The sequence below is a fragment of the Gloeothece verrucosa PCC 7822 genome (assembly GCF_000147335.1).
Classification (GTDB): domain Bacteria; phylum Cyanobacteriota; class Cyanobacteriia; order Cyanobacteriales; family Microcystaceae; genus Gloeothece; species Gloeothece verrucosa.
Map to the genome: position 1 here is coordinate 602,943 of NC_014501.1, position 20,252 is coordinate 623,194.

Annotated in this window: 21 protein-coding genes; 16 read left to right on the forward strand and 5 right to left on the reverse strand. The window is 39.6% G+C overall.

What is annotated here, in order from left to right:
- The first annotated feature begins 158 nt into the window (after positions 1 to 158).
- The 4 genes from CYAN7822_RS02635 to CYAN7822_RS02650 all read left to right on the forward strand — a co-directional run bounded on the left by CYAN7822_RS02635 (position 159) and on the right by CYAN7822_RS02650 (position 4,169).
- Positions 159 to 623 (forward strand): hypothetical protein, encoded by a 465-nt coding sequence (locus CYAN7822_RS02635; protein WP_013320693.1) that lies wholly within the window; start codon positions 159 to 161, stop codon positions 621 to 623.
- Positions 624 to 755: 132 nt separating this feature from the next.
- Positions 756 to 1,490 carry a class I SAM-dependent methyltransferase gene (locus tag CYAN7822_RS02640; RefSeq protein WP_013320694.1) on the forward strand — a complete coding sequence of 245 codons (735 nt, stop codon included), beginning with the start codon at positions 756 to 758 and terminating at the stop codon, positions 1,488 to 1,490.
- 69 nt (positions 1,491 to 1,559) lie between these two features.
- Complete coding sequence (locus CYAN7822_RS02645; protein WP_013320695.1) at positions 1,560 to 3,872, forward strand: alkaline phosphatase D family protein; 2,313 nt, start codon at positions 1,560 to 1,562, stop codon at positions 3,870 to 3,872.
- 90 nt (positions 3,873 to 3,962) lie between these two features.
- The gene (locus CYAN7822_RS02650) at positions 3,963 to 4,169 is read left to right on the forward strand and encodes a hypothetical protein (protein ID WP_013320696.1); all 207 of its coding nucleotides are present in this window, start codon (positions 3,963 to 3,965) and stop codon (positions 4,167 to 4,169) included.
- 239 nt (positions 4,170 to 4,408) lie between these two features.
- Here CYAN7822_RS02650 and CYAN7822_RS02655 read toward each other — a convergent pair whose 3' ends face one another.
- A complete protein-coding gene (locus tag CYAN7822_RS02655) occupies positions 4,409 to 4,873 on the reverse strand; it encodes a hypothetical protein (protein WP_013320697.1) in 465 nt (154 codons plus the stop codon).
- 90 nt (positions 4,874 to 4,963) lie between these two features.
- Here CYAN7822_RS02655 and CYAN7822_RS02660 point away from each other — a divergent pair, with 90 nt between their 5' ends.
- From CYAN7822_RS02660 to CYAN7822_RS02665, 3 genes are all read left to right on the forward strand, one after another.
- The gene (locus CYAN7822_RS02660) at positions 4,964 to 6,127 is read left to right on the forward strand and encodes a RuBisCO large subunit C-terminal-like domain-containing protein (protein ID WP_013320698.1); all 1,164 of its coding nucleotides are present in this window, start codon (positions 4,964 to 4,966) and stop codon (positions 6,125 to 6,127) included.
- Positions 6,128 to 6,292: 165 nt separating this feature from the next.
- A complete protein-coding gene (locus CYAN7822_RS38515; protein WP_013320699.1) occupies positions 6,293 to 6,436 on the forward strand; it encodes a hypothetical protein in 144 nt (47 codons plus the stop codon).
- A 69-nt stretch (positions 6,437 to 6,505) separates the two neighbouring features.
- Positions 6,506 to 8,209 carry an ABC-ATPase domain-containing protein gene (locus CYAN7822_RS02665; RefSeq protein ID WP_013320700.1) on the forward strand — a complete coding sequence of 568 codons (1,704 nt, stop codon included), beginning with the start codon at positions 6,506 to 6,508 and terminating at the stop codon, positions 8,207 to 8,209.
- A 76-nt stretch (positions 8,210 to 8,285) separates the two neighbouring features.
- On the opposite strand, the gene CYAN7822_RS02670 is transcribed toward CYAN7822_RS02665, so the two are convergent.
- Positions 8,286 to 8,465, reverse strand: a complete 180-nt coding sequence (locus tag CYAN7822_RS02670) for a DUF2949 domain-containing protein (protein ID WP_013320701.1) — start codon at positions 8,463 to 8,465, stop codon at positions 8,286 to 8,288.
- A gap of 135 nt (positions 8,466 to 8,600) precedes the next feature.
- On the opposite strand from CYAN7822_RS02670, the gene CYAN7822_RS02675 reads away from it, so the two are divergent.
- The 3 genes from CYAN7822_RS02675 (at position 8,601) to CYAN7822_RS02690 (ending at position 10,924) form a co-directional block, all read left to right on the forward strand.
- Complete coding sequence (locus CYAN7822_RS02675; RefSeq protein WP_013320702.1) at positions 8,601 to 9,239, forward strand: Uma2 family endonuclease; 639 nt, start codon at positions 8,601 to 8,603, stop codon at positions 9,237 to 9,239.
- Between the two features lie 338 nt (positions 9,240 to 9,577).
- Positions 9,578 to 9,838, forward strand: coding sequence for a type II toxin-antitoxin system HicB family antitoxin (locus tag CYAN7822_RS02685; protein ID WP_013320703.1), 261 nt, complete (start codon positions 9,578 to 9,580; stop codon positions 9,836 to 9,838).
- A gap of 42 nt (positions 9,839 to 9,880) precedes the next feature.
- Positions 9,881 to 10,924 (forward strand): glutathione S-transferase family protein, encoded by a 1,044-nt coding sequence (locus CYAN7822_RS02690; protein ID WP_013320704.1) that lies wholly within the window; start codon positions 9,881 to 9,883, stop codon positions 10,922 to 10,924.
- Between the two features lie 32 nt (positions 10,925 to 10,956).
- Here CYAN7822_RS02690 and hpnH read toward each other — a convergent pair whose 3' ends face one another.
- The 3 genes from hpnH to CYAN7822_RS02705 form a co-directional block, all read right to left on the reverse strand.
- Complete coding sequence (gene hpnH, locus CYAN7822_RS02695; protein ID WP_013320705.1) at positions 10,957 to 11,976, reverse strand: adenosyl-hopene transferase HpnH; 1,020 nt, start codon at positions 11,974 to 11,976, stop codon at positions 10,957 to 10,959.
- Positions 11,977 to 12,057: 81 nt separating this feature from the next.
- A complete protein-coding gene (locus CYAN7822_RS34330) occupies positions 12,058 to 12,825 on the reverse strand; it encodes a pentapeptide repeat-containing protein (protein WP_013320706.1) in 768 nt (255 codons plus the stop codon).
- 384 nt (positions 12,826 to 13,209) lie between these two features.
- Positions 13,210 to 14,001, reverse strand: a complete 792-nt coding sequence (locus CYAN7822_RS02705) for a Crp/Fnr family transcriptional regulator (RefSeq protein ID WP_013320707.1) — start codon at positions 13,999 to 14,001, stop codon at positions 13,210 to 13,212.
- Between the two features lie 162 nt (positions 14,002 to 14,163).
- On the opposite strand from CYAN7822_RS02705, the gene CYAN7822_RS02710 reads away from it, so the two are divergent.
- The 6 genes from CYAN7822_RS02710 to CYAN7822_RS02735 all read left to right on the forward strand — a co-directional run bounded on the left by CYAN7822_RS02710 (position 14,164) and on the right by CYAN7822_RS02735 (position 20,062).
- Positions 14,164 to 15,207 carry a sulfate ABC transporter substrate-binding protein gene (locus CYAN7822_RS02710; RefSeq protein WP_013320708.1) on the forward strand — a complete coding sequence of 348 codons (1,044 nt, stop codon included), beginning with the start codon at positions 14,164 to 14,166 and terminating at the stop codon, positions 15,205 to 15,207.
- A 15-nt stretch (positions 15,208 to 15,222) separates the two neighbouring features.
- A complete protein-coding gene (locus CYAN7822_RS02715; protein ID WP_013320709.1) occupies positions 15,223 to 15,525 on the forward strand; it encodes an NIL domain-containing protein in 303 nt (100 codons plus the stop codon).
- Complete coding sequence (gene cysT, locus CYAN7822_RS02720; protein WP_013320710.1) at positions 15,515 to 16,399, forward strand: sulfate ABC transporter permease subunit CysT; 885 nt, start codon at positions 15,515 to 15,517, stop codon at positions 16,397 to 16,399. Before CYAN7822_RS02715 ends, cysT begins: the two co-directional genes overlap by 11 nt.
- The gene (gene cysW / locus CYAN7822_RS02725) at positions 16,386 to 17,204 is read left to right on the forward strand and encodes a sulfate ABC transporter permease subunit CysW (RefSeq protein ID WP_013320711.1); all 819 of its coding nucleotides are present in this window, start codon (positions 16,386 to 16,388) and stop codon (positions 17,202 to 17,204) included. Before cysT ends, cysW begins: the two co-directional genes overlap by 14 nt.
- A gap of 56 nt (positions 17,205 to 17,260) precedes the next feature.
- Positions 17,261 to 18,319, forward strand: coding sequence for a sulfate/molybdate ABC transporter ATP-binding protein (locus CYAN7822_RS02730; RefSeq protein ID WP_013320712.1), 1,059 nt, complete (start codon positions 17,261 to 17,263; stop codon positions 18,317 to 18,319).
- Between the two features lie 135 nt (positions 18,320 to 18,454).
- Entirely contained in the window at positions 18,455 to 20,062 is a 1,608-nt protein-coding gene (locus tag CYAN7822_RS02735) for a phospholipase D-like domain-containing protein (RefSeq protein ID WP_013320713.1), read from the forward strand.
- Positions 20,063 to 20,252: the final 190 nt, after the last annotated feature.

A 20,252-nucleotide genomic window follows, 5' to 3' on the forward strand; every position in this document is an offset into this window, starting at 1 on the left:
AATCTGTTGAGCCATCTTAAAGCCAAGTGGAGAGGGTGGGTAGTTCATAGATTTGTGGTCAGATTGTACTCTTAAGATTTAGCAATGCTCATAGCTGATACAATCGAGGCTAAACAGTATTCAATCATCATTAATTGAGCAACCTCTACTTAGAAAACATGGCAACGGCAATCTTAATTAAAGACGCAAACGATATATCCACCGAAGATTACTGTGTATTTGGTTTAGCAACCTGCTTTCTCAAAGAAGATGGCGAATTTCACGAAGTGCAAGTAGTTGAACCTATTCCCTCTGCCGCACTTGAAGCAATTCTCAAAGGCATTCCGACTTCTTATCAATTCGCTTGTGGAAAATTGGTAGGGGAAGTTCTCGGCGGCGAGACTCTTCAAATCCCTGCTGACTTTCCTCAAGAAGCGCAATTATGTGATAACTTCGTAGAGCGGGTAATTGCCGCTACTCGTACCTACAAGACTCGCCCAGAAGCCAAGCAACACATTCCTGTGGGAACTCGCCGAGATAACCTCAACTATTCTCTGGAAAAAAAGCGGGTTCTTAATGCGGTTCATGTGGTCCGCACAGAAGATAATGTTAAACAGCATCCCCATACTCATAACGTTCTTTAATTTAGGGAAAAGGTTAAAGAGAAAAGGTTAAAGGGCCAATAAATTGACTCTTAAAAATGAAAATCGAGCCACTGTTGTTTCCCCCTTCCCCTTTCCCCTTTCCCCCTTCCCCCTTCCTCTTCCCCTTGCCTTATGACACAATGGTACAAAGAAGACTTAGCCTATATTCATGATGTCGGTTTTAGTGAATTTGCTCTCAAATCTGCTCCAGGAATTTTAGAAATCCTGCAACAAAACCTGATACAAACCGGATTAATTGTTGAATTAGGCTGTGGAAGCGGCTTATTAACCCAAGAACTGGTCAAAGCAAATTATCAGGTTCTTGGCATTGATATCTCGCCAGAAATGATTGCTATTGCTCGCCAAAGATTACCTAATATTGAGTTTCGCCTCGAATCTTTATTTAAAGCCGATATCCCCCCATGTCAGGCGGTTATTTCGGTAGGAGAATGTTTTAATTATCTATTTGATACTGATAACAATAGCGCCCTTCTAGTTAATCTATTTCGCCGCATCTATAACGCCTTAACTCCGGGAGGGGTTTTAATTTTTGATCTGGTAGAAATGGAAAAAATTCTCTTAGAAACTCCGAGACAAAAATTCACTGAAGGAAATAATTGGTTAGTGTTAGTTGAAAGACAAGAAGATCAGCAAGAAAAAATTTTGACTCGTCGAATAATCACCTTTAGAAAAGTAGGAGAACACTACAGGCGGGATGAAGAAACACACCGTCAGCGACTTTATGAATCAGAAGAGATAGCCTTTTTATTGCGTCAAGAGGGTTTTCAGGTTGAAAGGAAGGTCAGGTATGGCCTATATAATTTACCAAAAAATCATTCAGTTTTCATCGCCCGTAAAGCAGTATAAATGTAAAGCGGCTTCTACGATAATCAAAAGTAATCGTAAAAGTAACTATGAGCAAAAAATAATTTTTCTATGCCCTGGACTTCCCTTAGCTATCGCCTTGAGCAACTTCCCTTAATTTTATCCGGGCCCATTCTAAGACGCACAGACAGCCAAGCTGTAACCGTATGGGTGGCATTGCGATCAGCCTGTCAAGTTAGGCTCCAAGTTTATCGTACTAAACAAGGTAAAGAAATCGAAACCGGGGAAATTATTGCCGAGGGAGAAGGTTCAACCATAGCCCTAGGGAAGCATTTACATATTGTTGCACTAACAGCAAAAACCCTAAACACAGAGGGTTTAGTCTCAGACCACATCTATGCTTATGATTTAAACTTTGAACCGGTTGAGGGAACTCATCAAACCTTACAAGAGGCACTACAATCACCCTATTATAGTCCTACTTCTATCAGCTATTTTGAACATGGACAGCCGACTTTTGTCTTACCTCCCGAAGACCTAAACAAACTCCGCATCATTCACGGATCTTGCCGCAAACCCCAAGGAGAAGGCATTGATGCACTACCCATTGTAGATGACTTACTTGAACAAGAGGCTGATGATCCTCAACACAGAGTTCATCAACTGTTTATGACAGGGGATCAAATTTATGGGGATGATGTGGCAGATGCCCTACTTTTAACGGTGACAGATGCAGGAGATACCCTGATAGGATGGGAAGAAACCCTTCTTGATACAGTTAACCCTAAACACCTCAAACCTGGTCAACGTAGTGCTATTGCCGAAAAAAAAGGCGGCTTAACGGCCGGACTTCGCCATCAACCTGAACGGGCCAAAAGTCATCTCTTTAGCTTGGGTGAATATAGCGCCATGTATCTTTTGGTTTGGTCACCTGTGCTTTGGCCCAAAGACTTTCCCAAAGGACAAGAAATGACTGAAAATGCCAAGCAAGCCCGACAATGGGATAAAGAAGTTAGGGAACTGCAAATGTTTTTGCATTCTTTAGGTAAGGTCAGACGAGCTTTAGCCAATGTTCCCACTTATATGATTTTTGATGATCATGATATTAGTGATGATTGGTATCTTAATCAAGCTTGGTGTTTACGGGTTTTAGGAAAACCGTTAGGAAAAAGAACCGTTCAAAATGGATTACTGGCTTATGCGTTATTTCAGGGTTGGGGAAACACCCCAGAACAATTTGAACCTGGACAAACGGGAAATAAATTATTGATAGCCGCCGAAGCTTGGTCCGCTTCTGAGGGAACAGATGAATTAGCGAATGATGAGATTGCCAGTTATTTAGGACTACCCCCCCAAGATGCCCTTAGAGGTTTACCCAAACTGAAAAAAGACGGGGAGGTGATGATTCTAGATCGAAGTCCTCAAGCTTTAACATGGCACTACACCCTCAGATATCAAGGCTATGAAGTGCTAGTTTTAGATACTCGTACTTGGCGCGGCTATCCAGCCGGAGAACAACCGGCAACGTCTCCTCCTATGCTTCTGAGTCCAACGGCTTTTGAGAGGCAAATACACCAGCCGCTACAAGAAACTGATCACTTATGTAAGCAAGGGTTAGCCCAAATTGATCTGACTTTAGTGATTGCTCCTACCAATTTATTTAGTCTACAAATTATTGACCGGGTTCAACGATGGAATCTTAGAAAACGGAAAGTTTATAACAATGATGTCGGCGATGCTTGGAATATTCATAAATCGGCTTTAGCCAGACTTTTAAGCACTCTATTTGAGCGACGGGAGCAGGTTATTGTGCTTTCAGGAGATATACATTATGGTTCGGCTGTGCGTTTAAATTATTGGGAATATCCTGTCCGTTCATTCAAGGATCAATTAGAACAAAAAATAGCGCCTCGTGTCCTGGTTCAATTAACGGCTAGTGCTTTTTGTAATTCTGAATTAAAAACCCGTCTCGTACATACTAAATTAAAATCTTTAATTCCAGAACCTAAAAGACAATGGATCGGTTGGACAAATCCCCCGGATTTAATAGAGATCAAAAAACCCGGAGAACTTAAAGCCGCTCAATGGGAACCCCCGCCAGATTGGAGCTACAACATTGAATGGATCAAACGTCAAGCGGCTAAAACTTGGCGGCGTGATGTGAGTTGGTTAAAAAGAGATTGGCCACCGAAATCTAATGGGTTAAGCCGCCTGATCAATTGTTTTTTATTACTGTGGAGAAATCGATGGTTACATGAAGGAGAGGAAGTCGTTGGACGCAATAATTTTGGTCTGGTGAGTTTTAATTTTTCTGAAGAAGCGACCCTGATTTCTGTTACTCAAGACCTGTTTTGGTGTCCTCCTTGGCAATTGAGCAATATTGTTTATAGCCGCTATCTTGTGTATATAAAATTTATCTCATGAACATCAATAGACCGAGAATTTTGTACCTGACTAGACAGAAAAACGCTATATAAAATTTAGTCAAGACAAAAATTCGAGGAACTGATAGTTATGGTTCTTATGGAAACCTTATTTTGCCCTTGTTGTACTCCAGCTATCTTGCATACTTTGGCTCAATCTGATCTAACGCGAATGCGCGAGCAGATGCTCTGGCTAGGTACTGGTGCAATGTCTGCGGTCATCAAGCGGCATCAAAAACAGCCGCTCTCATTAGTTGCTGGCATTGCCGACGACCCATTAAAACCCCAAAAATCCTAGATCATGAATTGTCAAGTGGGCACTCGCCGTTAAATTGTGATACAGACAGAATAATTAACAGTGCCCACCAAACCCCGATAAACTTTCAACTAAGGTAAGTACCTGGACAAAATTAAAGTTAACTGCGAGTTTGGGGAATGGGCAATGGGGAATGGGCAATGGAGAAGGGTTGTAGGCGTTTTACAATTCTTGACACAGTGGACTTTATTTATGTCCGACTACTTAGACATCCATAACTGTTATCTTGAAATCTCTAATTTTGCTTCTCCACCTCTAATTGCTTCATATAAGCCTGAATTAAGCAGCCAGTCTTGATAGATAAAATCAAGAGTTTCAGGAGTTTCTAAATTAATAATTTGATTAAGCCAACTCATCATAATTAACTCAAAAGTTGTATGAAAAAATTTAGTTTCGTTCCATTCAGTTAAAGAATAATATGGACTTAAAAAAGGCTGAGGATTCACTTGATAATCAGGAAGGACTACCTCATTAGGGTTCTGAATATTTTTCCAGAGATAAAATTGATCGGGAAGTGCAATAAGATAAAAAGGAACTTCAGGAATAAATTGATTAACATAGAGATTGCGTCGTAATTTTGCAGCCCAATCACGAGTCGTTCCGCGTCGCGCTTTAACCTCGATCACGAGCTTTAATTGCTTATCATTGCCATAAACGGCTATATCTACCAATGTAGAATTTATCATAATAGCTCAAGAAATGTGTATTATATTTAATATTAGTTGAACCTCTTCTAAAGTTATTTACTTATTTTTCTCTTAGCCTTCTAAATTCTAATGACAATCACAGTAGACTATCGCTTTCCCCCCGGAATAGACCCCCAAAAACAAGCCAAAATTATTGCTGTGGGACAAACCGCAGGAACATGGGACGCTAAATGGTCACACCGAGAAGACACCTTAAAACAACATTTAGCAGAAGTGATCGATATTCAAACCGATGAAAGAGGTTACAGTATCGCTAAAATCGCTTTTCCGGAAATGAATGTCGAAAATGACATCGCCAGCCTTTTAACCATGATATTCGGCAAATATTCTATGGCTGGTGCAGCAAAAGTTTTAGGGGTGCATCTCCCCGAAAGCTATGGTCAACGTCCTAAATTTGGCATTACTGGAATCAGAAAAACCCTCAATGTTTGGAACCGTCCCTTAATTATGGCCATTTTTAAACCCGCTTTAGGACTATCAGCCGCCGATCATGGCATTATTTTAAAACAAGTGGCTCAAGCTGGCTTAGATATCATCAAAGACGATGAAATATTAGGGGATTTAGCAACGGCTCCTACTCTAAAACGTTTAGAAGCTTGTCGTCAAGTTATAGAAGAGATCCAACAACAAACCGGACGCACTGTTTTATATGCGGTTAATGTTACCGGTAAAGCCGATCAATTAATTCAAAAAGCACGCTTGTTAGTCAAACAAGGAGCAAATGCTTTATTATTAAATGTCCTAACTTATGGGTTTTCTGTACTAGAAGCCTTAGCCGCCGATCCAGAAATTAACGTCCCTATTTTTGCTCATCCAGCTTTTGCCGGGGCTATGTGTGCATCAGCGGACACCGGGTTATCTTATTCAGTTATTTTAGGAACATTAATGGCTCATGCTGGCGTAGATGCGGTGTTATATCCGGCTCATTATGGAAGTTTACCCTTTGAGGCACAAGAAGAACATAATATTAGAGATAATTTGCGCTCTCGTAATGTCTTTCCGGTTCCTTCTGCTGGAATTCATCCGGGTATTGTTCCTAAAGCCATCGCTGATTATGGCAATGAAGTTATTTTAAATGCAGGTACAGGAATTATGGACCATCCCGATAATCCAGGAGCAGGCGTTCAAGCCTTTTTTGAAGCTTTAGAGCGGCTAGAGAGCGGTCAACCTTTTACGGTAGACAGTTTACCACCAGGTGCCTTAAAACAAGCTCTCGAGAAATGGGGGGTCTAAATATAAATACTTATAACCCGTAAAATTATTGATGAGCTAATTTCAGTAAAAATACGAAGTGAGCTTGCAACTTATTAGTAAAGTTCAGTAGTTTACTAGAAGAAATCAGGAAGAGAGTGGCCACATCATGTAGATAACCATGAAAGCAATTATGAGGGTGGCCAAATGAATATCAAATGGAAAGTATTATTACCTAAATTATTACTATGGCTGGCGATTGAATGGTTTCTTAATGGTGTTGGAGTTGACGATCTGGCCGATTGTGTAGAATTTGTATTTGAACGAGATTTAGTGGTTTTATATTTGTAAATTGGCAACCAAATCGGGTTTAATGGGACATAAGACAATATTCATTATTGGCGATCGCCCATAGTAGCTATGCTAGATGACAATCAATTACGAAAAAAGCTATTACAGATAGACGGTTACGGTTACAAAGCTTACAAAGATATTAAAGGAACTTATGAGTTTTCCGACTTTATTTTAACTGTTGAACATGTGCAAGGAGACCCCTTTGCCGCCCCGAGTAAACTCATTGCTAAAATTCCTCAATTAGTGGCTCAATTCCCTTCAAGTTTATATCAATCCAAGAGCCGAGAAATAGCCCTCAGAGATTATCTAACTCGTCAATTTGAGCGAGTAGCACAGCAAATAAGTTCTTATCGAGGCACCGGCAAAAGCGGCTTAATTTCCCTGGTCAGAATAGGGCAAGAAGTTTTAGAACGCACAGCAGTTTTTATCAATACTCAAGAAGTCGAAGTGCGTTTTTTAGTGGGACTACCAGCAAGAGGACGCACAATTTTAGGCCGCCAAGCCGCACAAATGTTAGGGGAAGATGTCCCAGAGATTATTAATCATACCCTTAAATATAAAGCTTTAAATGCTCAAGAAATTCAAACCCATATTGAAAGCTGCGAAGATGCCGACTATCTCAGACAACAATTAGAAGAAAAAGAATTAATTGCTTTTGTGGCTAATGGGTCTATTTTACCCCGTCGTAGTGGCGTGGATTTTCGTCCTTTAAAAGAAGATGTGATTACTTTTCAATCTCCTCCTTCTCTAGAAGTAGAATTTTCATGTCCCAATCGAGGAAAAATTCGCGGCATGGGAATCAAAAAAGGCATTACCTTAATTGTTGGGGGTGGTTATCATGGAAAGTCAACCCTATTAAGAGCCATTGAATTAGGGGTTTATAATCATATTCCTGGGGATGGCCGAGAGTGGGTAATTAGTGATCCCACTGCCGTAAAAATACGTGCTGAAGACGGAAGATCAATTGTGGGGGTAAATATTGCCTCCTTTATTAATCAATTACCCCAAGGAAAAACCACGACGAATTTTTCTAGCACTAATGCCAGTGGCAGTACATCTCAAGCGGCTAATATTATTGAAGCATTAGAAGCCGGGGCAAAAGTTTTGCTCGTGGATGAAGATACCGCCGCCACGAATTTTATGATCCGTGATCGCCGAATGCAACGGTTAATTTCTAAGGATAAAGAACCCATCACCCCCTTTATTGATAAAGTTAAACAACTGTATAGCGATTATGCAGTATCAACGATTTTAGTCATGGGAGGAAGTGGAGATTATTTTGATGTAGCAGATACAGTGATCGCTATGGAAAATTTTCAACCTTTTGATGTCACCGAACAAGCTAAAGCTATTGCCAAAGAATATAGTAGTGATCGTATCCCAGAAGGCGGACAAAAGTTTGGTCAAATTACTGCACGTATTCCTTTAGGAGAAAGTATTGACCCCAGTCGGGGACGACGAGCGGTAAAATTTAAGGTCAGAGATGTAGATGAGGTCGCTTTTGGGACAGAAGATATTGATTTAAGTGCAGTAGAGCAAATTGTTGATCCCGGACAGTTAAGAGCTATTGCTTTAGCGATTGTTTATGCTAAAGAAAATTATATTGATCAACGTAAAACGATACCGGAGATTTTAGACCGAGTCATGATGGATATAGGAGAGCAAGGATTGGATGTTTTGACCGAGTTTCCTCAAGTAGATTTGGCTTTATTTCGTCGGTTTGAGTTGGCGGCGGCTTTAAATCGTTTGCGGAGTTTGAAGGTTTTTTAGGTTTCTCGCCATAGTGCAAAGGGGTTGTTGGTGAATGTTTTATAATACATGAGTTTTGTAACAATTGTGGGATATTTTAGTGGGTTTCCCACCAGTCTAAAATTTGATTAAGTTGTCCTAAGTTAATTAATCCATATTGCCAAAGGATCATGGGGAGTTGACTGGGAATCATCTGGCAGTGACTCAAAGCTAATTGAATTTGTTCCGAGGAAATGTTTAAGTCGTTTTGAAGATAAGCAATTAATTGATTGGGCATAGTTAACTCCTTGAAAAACATCTACTCGATTTAAGTGTTTAGAGTAAAGGGCTTCTATGTACAAGATGTGTCAGTTAGATGAAGAAGTTGTGTTATGGTTGAATAAAAGCGGCGGATGCTATGTGATTGTTTTTTATGAGTCAGCTACAACTCAAACTGATAACCGATACTTGGATTAAAGCGACTTGGGATAAATATCTTCAAGCAATTACAACTCCTGACTACGAAAAGGCTAAGGGCTACTATTATAATGGACGGATGAGGTTTGAAATGTCTCCTTTAGGTAATCCCCATTCCCGCGATCATGCGGCTATTATTGGTATTTTATATCTATTGGCGGGGCTTCGGAATATAGACCTTGATGTTCATGATAACTGTACTTATCGAAAAAGCGGCTCTCTTGAAGCGCAACCGGATGTGTCTTTTTATTTGGGGAGTAATGCAGAAGTTGTTCCTTGGGATACTACTATTATCGATCTCGATCACTATCCGCCGCCAGATTTAGTCATTGAAGTTGCTTATTCTTCTCTGGGAGATGATAAAGGAGAAAAACGCCTTTTATATGAGTCGTTGGGGGTGGGTGAGTATTGGATAATTGATGTGCAAAAAGTTGAGATAATTGCTTTTAGGGTTGAAAATCGGGGAAGCCGCAGAATTGAACAATCTGAAGTGTTTTTAGGTTTAGAGATTGGGTTATTAGAAGAAGCTTTGCGGCGTAGTCGAGAGATGAATCATGGTAAGGTGAGCGCTTGGTTATTGTCTCAATTTCAATAGTGAGTGCTGACTAGAGGAGATTAAAATAAGTTTAGCCCTTAAATTCTATTAATATGCTTGTATTTTTTATTCACGGTGTTAATACCAAGAATTCTAGCTACGCTGATGCACTGATAAAAAATGTTAAAAAAGAACTTTTTCAAACAGACTTTAAACATCAAATAAATTTTTATTCAAGTTTTTGGGGTAATCTATTTAATAATAAAAAACAGCCAATCATTTCTTGTATAATCTACTCGGAGAAACTGACAAACTTTTAAAAAGATGTGTAACTCCAAAATAATTTTACTAAAAAATGATGTTAGGGTAGTTAAATAAGGTTTTGAGGGACAAGCAGAATGAAAACCCGTAGTTTTACAGTTATTGTCTATAAAGAAGAAGATATGTATATAGCGGAATGTCCAGAAGTCGGCACAGTTGATCAGGGTGAAACCATTGAACAAGCTATTGCTGGTTTAAAAGAAGCAACACGGCTTTATCTTCAAGAATTTCCTTTGCCTGAAGCATCTCCCAAATATATAACTACTTTAAGCGGCATTCTCAAGCAAGCGCAAGTTACCCCAGTTCATCGAGAACCTATAAACTCTAATTTTCTGTAATTAACATAGAAATGGCTGTCAATATCAATATCATAAAACCCCATGACCAACTCATCCTCAACCGCTAAAACTCCTAGTAAAGGTAAATCCCTTCCCCCCAAACTGATCATTAAATTGGGAAAAACGATTTGGTCAACCCTATGGCATCAAATGATGTCGAAAATGGCCCCGCGCAACCAAACCGGAGACTATATTCGTCCTGCCAGTCAATTTAGAAATTCTGTAGGCACACAACCCGATAACCCTTATCAACCCGAAGCCGCACGTTATCGCCTCTATGTGGGGTTAGGTTGTCCTTGGGCCCATCGAACCCTTGTAGTACGGGCAATGAAAGGACTTGAAGCGGCGATCTCTGTTTCTATTGTTTATCCCGATGGAGATGCGGGTATCTGGGCCTTAGAAGACTCTCAACAGGGATGTAGCACCCTGCCAGAATTATATGCTTTAGCCCAACCCGGTTACAACGGGCGCTCTACTGTACCGGTGCTGTGGGACCTCAAAACCAACACCATTGTTAACAATGAGAGTGCAGAAATTATTGTCATGCTTAACGATCAGTTTAACCAATGGGCAACCCATCCTGATCTTGATCTCTACCCAGAAAGCTTAAAAGCCGAAATCGACCAATGGAACGATAAAATTTATCACAGGGTTAATAATGGGGTTTATCGCTGCGGTTTTGCCCAAACACAGCAAGCTTATGAAACGGCCTGTACTGAAGTGTTTGACACGCTGGATGAGATTGAGGAGGTATTAGAGACGAAGCGCTATTTATGTGGGAATCAACTGACTCTTGCTGATGTGCGTTTGTTTACCACTCTGTTTCGTTTTGATATTGTTTATTATGGGCTGTTCAAATGTAATCGCCGCCGCATCGCTGATTATAAAAATTTAGGCGCTTACCTACGAGATTTATATCAAATACCTGGAGTCGCTGATACTTGTAATCTAGAACAGGTGAAACAAGATTATTATGGCAATCTTTTTCCGCTTAATCCGGGGGGGATCATTCCCCTTGGCCCAGATATATCAAACTTACTTGAACCTCACGAACGTCAAATTGGTGCGCTAGGGAACGCACCCTAGTGGGGAACTCGTTCCGCACCCCAGCTAATACATTAACCCACTTTAACTAAACTGCCCATAGCACGCCCCATATTTTCAGGTTTAAGAGCATCCATCGCCGCCGTAGGTTCATAACCGCAATGCACCATACAATCAGCGCAATTTGGATTGCCGCTTTTGGGCCCGTATTTTTCCCATTCGGTTTTTTCTAGGAGTTCTTGATAAGTTTTATAATGCCCTTCATTGAGGAGATAACAGGGTTTTTGCCAACCGAATAAACTGTAAGAAGGACTTCCCCAAGGGGTACAATCATAATCTTTTTCTCCGATGAGAAAATCTAAAAACAGAGGATTGTGATTAAAGTTCCAAACTTTTTTACCGGTTTTCCAAGGCGCTAAAATTTCTCTAAACAGGGCTTTCGTTTGTTCTCGCTTGAGAAAATGTTCTTGATCCGGGGCCCACTCGTAGCTATACCCTGGAGAAATCATCATCCCATCAGTGCCTAAACTCTCTAAGAAATCAAAAAACTCCTGCATTTGTTTGGGATCGGCTCCCTCAAATACTGTAGTATTAGTGGTCACTCGGAAACCTTTCGCTTTAGCCGCTTTGATCGCCTTAACCGCTATCTCAAATACGCCAGGGCGATCCACACATTTATCATGTTGTTCTTTTAAACCATCGAGATGCACACTAAAAGTTAAGTAGGGAGAAGGTTCAAATTTATGTAAGTTTTTTTCTAGTAAAATCGCATTTGTACACAAATAGACAAATTTTTTCCGTTTGACTAACCCTTGAACAATTTCATCAATTTGAGGATGGAGTAACGGTTCACCGCCCGGAATCGATACCACAGGAGCGCCACATTCTTCTACGGCGGCAAAGCATTCTTGGGGAGTTAGCTGTTGTTTGAGGATCTCTTTGGGATGTTGTATTTTTCCGCATCCTGAACAAGCTAGGTTGCAGCGAAATAAAGGTTCTAACATCAGAACAAGAGGAAAACGTTTGCGTCCCCTCAAACGCTGAGTAATTATATAAGTGCCTACTGCTAGTGCCTGTTGTAGTTGAACAGCCATTCTTTTCCTCACACCATAGTGTTTTCAATTAATTATAGATGAGAGGATCGAGATTTGGCCCAACTCGAGAGTCATGGTCAATTAACATAACCCCGACAAACTTAAGGATAGAAAAGACTGTTTAACTGTTGGTTTTTGTTCCGGTTTGGCGGCACGATTTTGATGGTGCAAAGCTTGTATGAAGGCTTCTATAGATAGTTGTCTTGAAAGAGTTTGAGCCGCTTTTAAGCCGAGCTTAGATTGCCAATCCGGATCATCACTAATAATATCTTCTAAATTAGTAGCCTGATTAATAAACCAATTGTCTAAACAAGCTTTCGTTAAATTAGCGGCTTTAAAGTTAGTATTTAAGGCGTTAATATTGAGCGCGGTTACTTGAGTTAGATTAGCTCGTTGCAAATTAGCACTACTCAAGTCGGTTTGAGTTATATAAGCTTGTGTTAGGTCTGCTTCAATAAGTTCACAACCTCTTAAAACTGCTTTATTTAAGTAGGCCTCAAGTAAATAAGCTTGATTTAAATTCGCTTGTTTGAGAATCGTTTGATTTAAATCGGCATGACAAATATAAGCTTTAGATAAGTTCGCTTTAGAGAGATTTGCTTGAGAGAGATCCGCTTGAGTTAGGTCAGCTTGACTCAAATTGGCTCTTTGCAAATTAGCACCTCTTAGGTTGGCTTTTCGAGCTATTACACCTTGTAGATTAGCATCTATTAAGTTAGCTCCACTAAGATTAATATTGCTTAAATTAGCATTTTGGAGATCGGGAATAATACTTGGCTGTTTTGAGCGCCATTCATTCCAGAGGCTGATACTTTCACGAAGTAGGGTTAAGTGCTGTTGATTCGCCATGAGTTTGAGAAAGTTAAAAGCGTTACAAAAGTTAACGTTCTTCAAGATTACCGAGAAAATTTTGGCTTGAGTATTGTGGTAAATACTGAGATGGTACTTAAATTTCCTGTTAAAATTAACAATTCGGCTCTTAAAATCTCAGCAAGCTCAGTATTTTTACTGAAATACTCAGTATTTTTACCTACGTAATAACTCGCAAATGTCAACAGAGCAGTAGAGAAATAGACCTAAGTGTAAAGAAAATATCTATTGATTTTGAAAAAAAACAATAGTTTTGGTCAGTTCAATAGATAAATATCAATGATTACTCGCTAATCAACTGGGGATGACGGTAAGCCATCCCGAACACTTGTTTAATATTTCTTTACTTTAGATGGGGTAAGCTTACCGTAGTGGCCACCAAGAAACCTTATCTCGAGTGGCACTATAAACCTCCTTGAGAGCTTCTGGGTCGATCACTTGAATTAAATCTCCTGAAACCTCACTATCTTTCACCGCTTCAATTAAATTTTCTTGTTGCATTCCTTTGAGAACTTGCTCTACAGTACGTTGGTTAAGTTGGCACGCTCGGGCGATCACATCTACCGGCAGATCGAACCGATAACGCCCATGACTATCGGGTTGGTTGCCTAACTCTCGTTCTTGATAGATTAATCCTCGTAATAAAGCGGCTACGGCTTGAGGTGGATAGGTACTGCAATTAAGCAGATGATACTGGAATTTTTCGCGTAATTCAAAGAGCTTGGCATAACGTTGCCGGAATTGATCGCTATTTTCATAAATTTTCTGAATGTTTTCTAAAGGAATTTTAATGACGTGGGTAGTTTTGTAAGCTTCTACTAAACTCGGAAAAGCCCGACTAGCTAACCCGTGACTAAAAGGTAAGCTTCTCATACCAAAACAATCACCAGGATAAGTGATGGCAATAATACGATCTAAGGGGGCACTGCGGATAATCACTAATCCTTCATCCACGATGACGTAAAGGACATCTAGATATTCATCCGCTAGAAAAGCAGTATAGACGGGACGATTGGAAAAAAGCTTCTCAACTTTCAGACTGTCTATACTTAGATATTCTGCTAATAACTGTTCCTCTAAGCCCTTAAACAGGAAATTGCTGTCAATTAGCTGTTTAAGAGGGTTAATTTTCGGCTGTTTACTCACTTTTGCCATATCATCACGGCTATTTATCCCCTTTTATCATGACACACTCTTGTTAATCCTAAATTTGAAAGCAACAATATTTTAAAACGTATTGCAAAACATTTAGGATACAGATATGATTGATCCAACTCATAAAATGGTTTTATCAAAACAGACTCAACTAACTAAATGATGCACAAATCCTTAAAATACTTGAGCTTAATGTTAGTCGGCTTGGCGATGAGTGGAGTGATCGCCGCTTGTTCAGGTTCCGGTGGAGATAGCAATAAGGCGGCTAACCAACCCGTCGAAGTCACTTTGGTATCTTATGCAGTTACTCAAAGTGCTTATTCTAAAATCATCCCGAAATTTGTCGAGCAATGGAAAAATCAAACCGGACAAGAAGTCATATTTCAACAAAGCTACGGGGGATCAGGCTCACAAACTCGGGCTGTGATTGATGGACTAGAAGCCGATGTGGTTGCTCTTGCTCTGGCATTGGATACCAAAAAGATTGAAAAAGCAGGATTAATTCAAGCCGGTTGGGAAAAAGAATTTCCCAATGAATCGATTGTTACAAAATCCGTAGCCGCTTTAGTCAAACGGGATGACAGCGTTAAAGTTTCCACCTGGGCTGATTTAGCCAACAAAGACATCAAGGTGATTACTGCCAACCCAAAAACCTCCGGGGGAGCTAGATGGAACTTTTTAGCCCTTTGGGGATCAGTCACAGTTGCAGGAGGAACGCCTCAACAAGCCGAACAGTATGTCGCTCAAGTCTTCAAAAATGCCCCCGTTTTACCCAAAGATGCGCGGGAATCTAGCGATGTCTTCTATAAACAAGGGCAAGGAAATGTGTTGATCAACTACGAAAATGAGGTAATTTTAGCCCAACAAAAGGGAGAAAAATCTAACTATGTTGTGCCAACCGATTACAACATTTCTATCGATAGTCCTATAGCTATTGTTGATACCAACGTGGATAAACATGGCACTCGGAAAGTGGCCGAAGCCTTTGTCCAATATCTCTTTACCCCAGATGCTCAACGAGAATTTGCTCAGGCAGGTTTTCGTCCTGTTGATCCCACTGTTACCAAAGAATTTGCTAGTCAGTATCCCGAAGTTAAAAAGCTTTTTACAGTAAAAGACTTAGGGGGATGGAGCAAAATTCAAGCCAAATTCTTTGATGATGGTGCAGTTTTTGACAAAATTTTGACAAAAAATGGGAAATCTTAGAAGCGGAGGAGAATCATGACTACCCCTCAACCTTTACATCTAGACCAATCAGAATTTGACCGCCCAACTGAAACTCGTCTTAAAATAAAAATTCCACAAAAATATCAACAACAGCCGATAATTTCGCGCTTAACTTCTCATCACGGATTAGAAGTCAATATAGTAGCTGCTCTTTTAGGTGCTAATAGTCAAAATGATGGTTGGTTTGATTTAGAAATTCGGGGAAGTTCTCAACAAATAGATAATGCGTTACTAGACCTAGCTGAATTAGATGTAGAGGTTTGGTATCAATCAGGACAAGAAATAGATGGATGGTAATTCACAAATGACAAAAGTTGACACGAGTTATTACCCAGGTAAAACAAAAAAATTATCTAAGCAAAAATTAATTAATAGTATTTCTTGGCCTTGGTTAATTACAGTGATCTATATTCTGATCATTCTCATCTTACCAAGTGCCGCCCTATTGACTAAATCTTTAACCCTAGGATGGGGAAAATTTTGGGAAATTGCTACCAGTCCAGTGGCCATATCAGCCTATGGCGTGAGTTTTCTGACTGCTTTAGTGGCTGGTTTAATTAATGGATTACTGGGAACAATTGTGGCCTGGGTATTAGTACGCTATGAATTTCCCGGCAAAAAAATTATTGATGCTTCGGTAGATTTACCCTTTGCGATTCCCACTTCGGTAGCGGGTTTAGTCTTAGCAACGGTTTATAGTGAAAATGGGTGGATAGGTCAAATTTTTGCTCCTTTTGGCATAAGAATCGCCTTTACCCGTTTAGGGGTATTTGTCGCCATGCTCTTTATTTCTCTTCCTTTTGTCATCCGAACTTTACAACCGGTTTTACAAGAAATGGAAACCGAAGTAGAAGAAGCGGCATGGTCTCTAGGCGCGTCGGAAAAACAAACCTTTGTGCGAGTGATTCTACCTCCATTACTTCCCCCGATTTTAACCGGGGTAGCTCTGGGTTTTTCTAGAGCAGTAGGAGAATATGGCTCAGTAGTTATTGTTTCTTCTAATATTCCTTTTAATGATTTAATTGCGCCCGTGTTGGTGTTTCAAAGATTGGAACAATATGATTATGCAGGGGCAACCGTAATTGGAACCGTTTTGTTAATTATTTCCCTGGTAATCTTGCTCGTCATTAATCTTTTACAACAGTGGGGCCGTCGCTATGCAATCAAGTAAATCACCTCAGTATCCGTTAGTTTTATTAGCTGTAGGCTATTTAGCCTTAGTGTTATTTATTCCGGCTGCCTCTGTATTTTATGAAGCCTTTCATAAAGGCATAGGAGCTTTTATAGAAGCCGCCAGCACAAGAGAATTTCAACAAGCTGTTAAAATGACCTTGATTGTAGCGGCAATTTCTCTTCCTTTAAATACTATTTTTGGACTCTGTGCCGCCTGGGTAATTGCTCGTAATCAATTTCGAGGACGTGCCTTATTAATGAGTATTATAGATTTGCCCTTTTCCATTTCTCCTGTAGTAGCAGGCTTAATGATTGTTTTACTCTATGGAGACCGTAACGGATGGTTTGGAGAATGGTTAGTTAGTCATGGCATGAAAGTGGTATTTGCCTTACCTGGAATGGTCATGGCGACTATATTTGTTACCTTTCCCTTTGTGGCCCGAGAAGTTATTCCGGTTCTAGAAGAAATAGGCACAGAACAAGAAGAAGCCGCTAGAACTTTAGGCGCAAATGATTGGCAAGTTTTTTGGAATATTACCCTACCGGGAATTCGTTGGGGGTTACTTTATGGTGTGCTGTTAACCAATGCAAGAGCAATGGGAGAATTTGGTGCAGTTGCGGTGGTTTCCGGTAGTATTATCGGTCGCACCTCAACTTTACCTATCTTTGTTGAACAAGCTTACAAAAATTATCTCACTGAAGCGGCGTTTAGTGCTGCGGCTGTTCTCGCTTTATTAGGGTTAGTGACGCTAGTTCTCAAAGAAATTTTAGAACGGAAAACTGCCCGACGAGGAAGCCATTAATAGTTAACTAATGACCACTGTCCCTGTAATTTATATTAGTTAGGAGATCAATTAACATGAGTATTATTGTTCGTCAAGTATCAAAAAAATTTGGGAGCTTTCAGGCTTTAGAGCAAATCAACTTAGAAGTTAAAAAAGGTTCATTAGTTGCTCTTTTAGGCCCATCTGGCTCGGGGAAATCCACTCTTTTAAGAGCCATCGCCGGTTTAGAAAAACCTGATAGCGGTTCCATCATTATCAATGGACGAGATACCACTAATTTAGATATCAGACAGCGCAATATCGGTTTTGTGTTTCAACATTATGCGCTCTTCAAACATTTAACCGTTCGCCAGAATATCGCCTTTGGTTTAGAAATTCGTAAACATGGACGCAAAGGAATTAAAGACAAAGTAGAAGAGTTACTCGGTTTAATTCAATTACAGGGGTTAGGTGAGCGCTATCCGGCTCAACTTTCAGGGGGACAACGACAACGGGTAGCCCTAGCTAGAGCTTTAGCGGTACAACCCGAAGTATTATTATTAGATGAACCCTTTGGTGCTTTAGATGCCAAAGTCCGTAAAGAATTACGAGCCTGGGTAAGACGCTTACATGATGAAGTTCACCTAACCAGCGTATTTGTCACTCATGATCAAGAAGAAGCGATGGAAGTTGCCGACGAAATTGTGGTAATGAACCAAGGACGAATTGAACAAGTCGGTACGGCTGATGAAATCTATGATCATCCCGCTACTCCTTTTGTGATGAGTTTTGTCGGCGATGTGAATGTTTTACCGAGTCATTCTAATTTTATGGATCTATTCCCGGATCAGTTCCATAAATCAGTAAATCATTCTTCACCCTTACAAGTCTATGTTCGTCCTCATGAATTAGACATCAATACTATTCAACAGCCAAACAATATATCAGCGAAAGTTAAACGGATTACCCATCTGGGGCGAGAGATTCAGGTAGAATTAGAATTAGCTGAAAATATGGAAATTTTGGCTAATATCACTCGTGAACAAATGGATTCACTTCAATTAAGATTACAGCAAGAGGTTTTTGTTAAATCTCGCAAGGCTAAATTGTTTCCCGTGTCTAATAATTTGGAATTACAATTAGCCGCAAGATAGCAAACAACGTCTGGAGACTACATTAGAGAACAAGATGCCGCGAGGTGGGGAATTTCCCACCTTTTTTTGCTTTTTTGTGTTTGAGAAACCTAATTTTTGGGGAACACTAAAATAGAAGCTTAATCACGTAAAACTATGACTAGATGGCATTGGCTAGAATTAGCAGAACCGATTTCCTTGGTGGGAACTGTAGCAGGTTCAATTGTAGCGACTGTTTCCGGACAGGTGGTATATGCAGTCACACCTCTAGCGTTGACTGTTTCTGTTAACTGGGTTAACCGACATAGACTGCAACAACTACAGAGTCAACAGTTACAACAGTACAGTGTTAATGCTATCACTGAAGTCGAACAAAAAACCCAAGCTGTACTGGTTGCTTGTGAAACTCAAATTAAAGCGCTGATAGAGCAACAATCTAGCATTTTATCGGGTTATTTCGAGAAAGAACAACCAGAAACCCTTACTCAAATTCGGCAACAGCTAGGCTTAATTACTGAATCTTTAAGCTTGTTATCCTCTGACGCTCATAAGCCATCAGAAACCCAATTTTATAATCTTCTTAGGGAGCAACTCTCTGAGATAGAATCACAAATCAATAACCAGGAAATCAGCGAAGCCTTAAAAGCTTTAGCCACTAAACAGGAAGTCAATACTGTAAGTGTACAACTCACTAAAGCTATTCAGGAAGAAATAGCTAATTTTCCCGTCCCGATACAACCATTTGAGCCATCACTATTGATGGAGCAGATAGAGAAATTAAATGCTGAAACAATTGGCGAAATACAGTTAACTTTTAGTAAATTACAAAAATTATCGGAAACGCTCAATCAAAATACTCAGAATTTAGAGCCGCTCAAATCTAATGAACTAACTGCATTGACTCTTAAACAAGAATTAGATAATGTTGCCGAGGTTTTTACTGAGCTTGTGGAAGATATCGTTAATAGATCGCTAACTTCTAATTTAAATGCTAATCTAGCTGATTCACTTAAAAATATTAATCATTATTTAGAAAATGATTATTTGAAAATTTTACTAGAAAATATTTCTCAAAGTATTGCTCCTATTATTGTTAATAAAATATCGGAATTTACTGAATTTATTACCTACAATAATTCTGGTTATCAGTATAAGTTAATTTTTGATCGCAGTGAAGGTCGTCAAGTTTTGATAGAGGCTTTAAAACAGGCTAAAAAACAACTAATTTTAGTGTCTACTGGGCTGACTGAAAATTGTCTAAACACCCATCATTATGAAATTCGGGATTTATGTAAGCAATTTTTAGAGCAAGGAGGTGTTTTAAAACTTGGTTATGGTAAATTCAAACATATCAACCCCCAAAAGTTAGATAATGAAAAAATTTATGGAGGACTTAATTATTTTAAAAAATTAGCGGCTAATTATCCTAATCGTTGTCAAATTAAATTTTTAGGAACTCATGAAAATTTTCTCGTTTGCGATGACAATTTTGCTATGTTAGGGAGTTATGAGTTTTTAACTTATGGGGATCAAAGCGAAGAACGAGAATTAGGATTAAAAACTAATAATCAGAGACTGATTGAGCAGTTAATTAAACGATTTGAAAATGCCGCTAATCGTCAGAGTCATCAAAAAAATAATAAACTTTCCCTAGAGGGAGAATATCTCTTACCCTCTAATTCAGAGATTTTATCTGATAGCTGTCGATTCTGTGGCCGCCCTTCTATGCCGGGTCAGGATTTGTGTTTTAATTGTATGAGGTAAAATAGACCATTTTTCAATTGAATCTAAAATAATTTTTGTTCAATTGTAGAGTAGGAAATGTCGGCGATAATTTCTCATACTACAAGGAGTTTAAGCGAGTATTATTGAGAGCCATCCTAGGCTAACTATAGTTATTCCGTTATTAAAGTAAAAAAATACTGAAATAATCCCTCTAACTCAATCAATAGAC

Excerpts from the sequence above, each read along its gene's own strand:
- CYAN7822_RS02650 (WP_013320696.1), top strand. The coding sequence starts at position 3,963 with ATGGTTCTTATGGAAACCTTATTTTGCCCTTGTTGTACTCCAGCTATC.
- CYAN7822_RS02660 (WP_013320698.1), top strand. The coding sequence starts at position 4,964 with ATGACAATCACAGTAGACTATCGCTTTCCCCCCGGAATAGACCCCCAA.
- cysT (WP_013320710.1), top strand. The coding sequence starts at position 15,515 with ATGGATGGTAATTCACAAATGACAAAAGTTGACACGAGTTATTACCCA.
- CYAN7822_RS02675 (WP_013320702.1), top strand. The coding sequence starts at position 8,601 with ATGAGTCAGCTACAACTCAAACTGATAACCGATACTTGGATTAAAGCG.
- CYAN7822_RS02670 (WP_013320701.1), bottom strand. The coding sequence starts at position 8,465 with ATGCCCAATCAATTAATTGCTTATCTTCAAAACGACTTAAACATTTCC.
- hpnH (WP_013320705.1), bottom strand. The coding sequence starts at position 11,976 with ATGGCTGTTCAACTACAACAGGCACTAGCAGTAGGCACTTATATAATT.
- CYAN7822_RS02685 (WP_013320703.1), top strand. The coding sequence starts at position 9,578 with ATGAAAACCCGTAGTTTTACAGTTATTGTCTATAAAGAAGAAGATATG.
- CYAN7822_RS02645 (WP_013320695.1), top strand. The coding sequence starts at position 1,560 with ATGCCCTGGACTTCCCTTAGCTATCGCCTTGAGCAACTTCCCTTAATT.
- CYAN7822_RS02635 (WP_013320693.1), top strand. The coding sequence starts at position 159 with ATGGCAACGGCAATCTTAATTAAAGACGCAAACGATATATCCACCGAA.
- cysW (WP_013320711.1), top strand. The coding sequence starts at position 16,386 with ATGCAATCAAGTAAATCACCTCAGTATCCGTTAGTTTTATTAGCTGTA.
- CYAN7822_RS02655 (WP_013320697.1), bottom strand. The coding sequence starts at position 4,873 with ATGATAAATTCTACATTGGTAGATATAGCCGTTTATGGCAATGATAAG.
- CYAN7822_RS38515 (WP_013320699.1), top strand. The coding sequence starts at position 6,293 with ATGAATATCAAATGGAAAGTATTATTACCTAAATTATTACTATGGCTG.
- CYAN7822_RS02705 (WP_013320707.1), bottom strand. The coding sequence starts at position 14,001 with ATGGCAAAAGTGAGTAAACAGCCGAAAATTAACCCTCTTAAACAGCTA.
- CYAN7822_RS02735 (WP_013320713.1), top strand. The coding sequence starts at position 18,455 with ATGACTAGATGGCATTGGCTAGAATTAGCAGAACCGATTTCCTTGGTG.
- CYAN7822_RS02715 (WP_013320709.1), top strand. The coding sequence starts at position 15,223 with ATGACTACCCCTCAACCTTTACATCTAGACCAATCAGAATTTGACCGC.
- CYAN7822_RS34330 (WP_013320706.1), bottom strand. The coding sequence starts at position 12,825 with ATGGCGAATCAACAGCACTTAACCCTACTTCGTGAAAGTATCAGCCTC.
- CYAN7822_RS02640 (WP_013320694.1), top strand. The coding sequence starts at position 756 with ATGACACAATGGTACAAAGAAGACTTAGCCTATATTCATGATGTCGGT.
- CYAN7822_RS02710 (WP_013320708.1), top strand. The coding sequence starts at position 14,164 with ATGCACAAATCCTTAAAATACTTGAGCTTAATGTTAGTCGGCTTGGCG.
- CYAN7822_RS02690 (WP_013320704.1), top strand. The coding sequence starts at position 9,881 with ATGACCAACTCATCCTCAACCGCTAAAACTCCTAGTAAAGGTAAATCC.
- CYAN7822_RS02730 (WP_013320712.1), top strand. The coding sequence starts at position 17,261 with ATGAGTATTATTGTTCGTCAAGTATCAAAAAAATTTGGGAGCTTTCAG.
- CYAN7822_RS02665 (WP_013320700.1), top strand. The coding sequence starts at position 6,506 with ATGCTAGATGACAATCAATTACGAAAAAAGCTATTACAGATAGACGGT.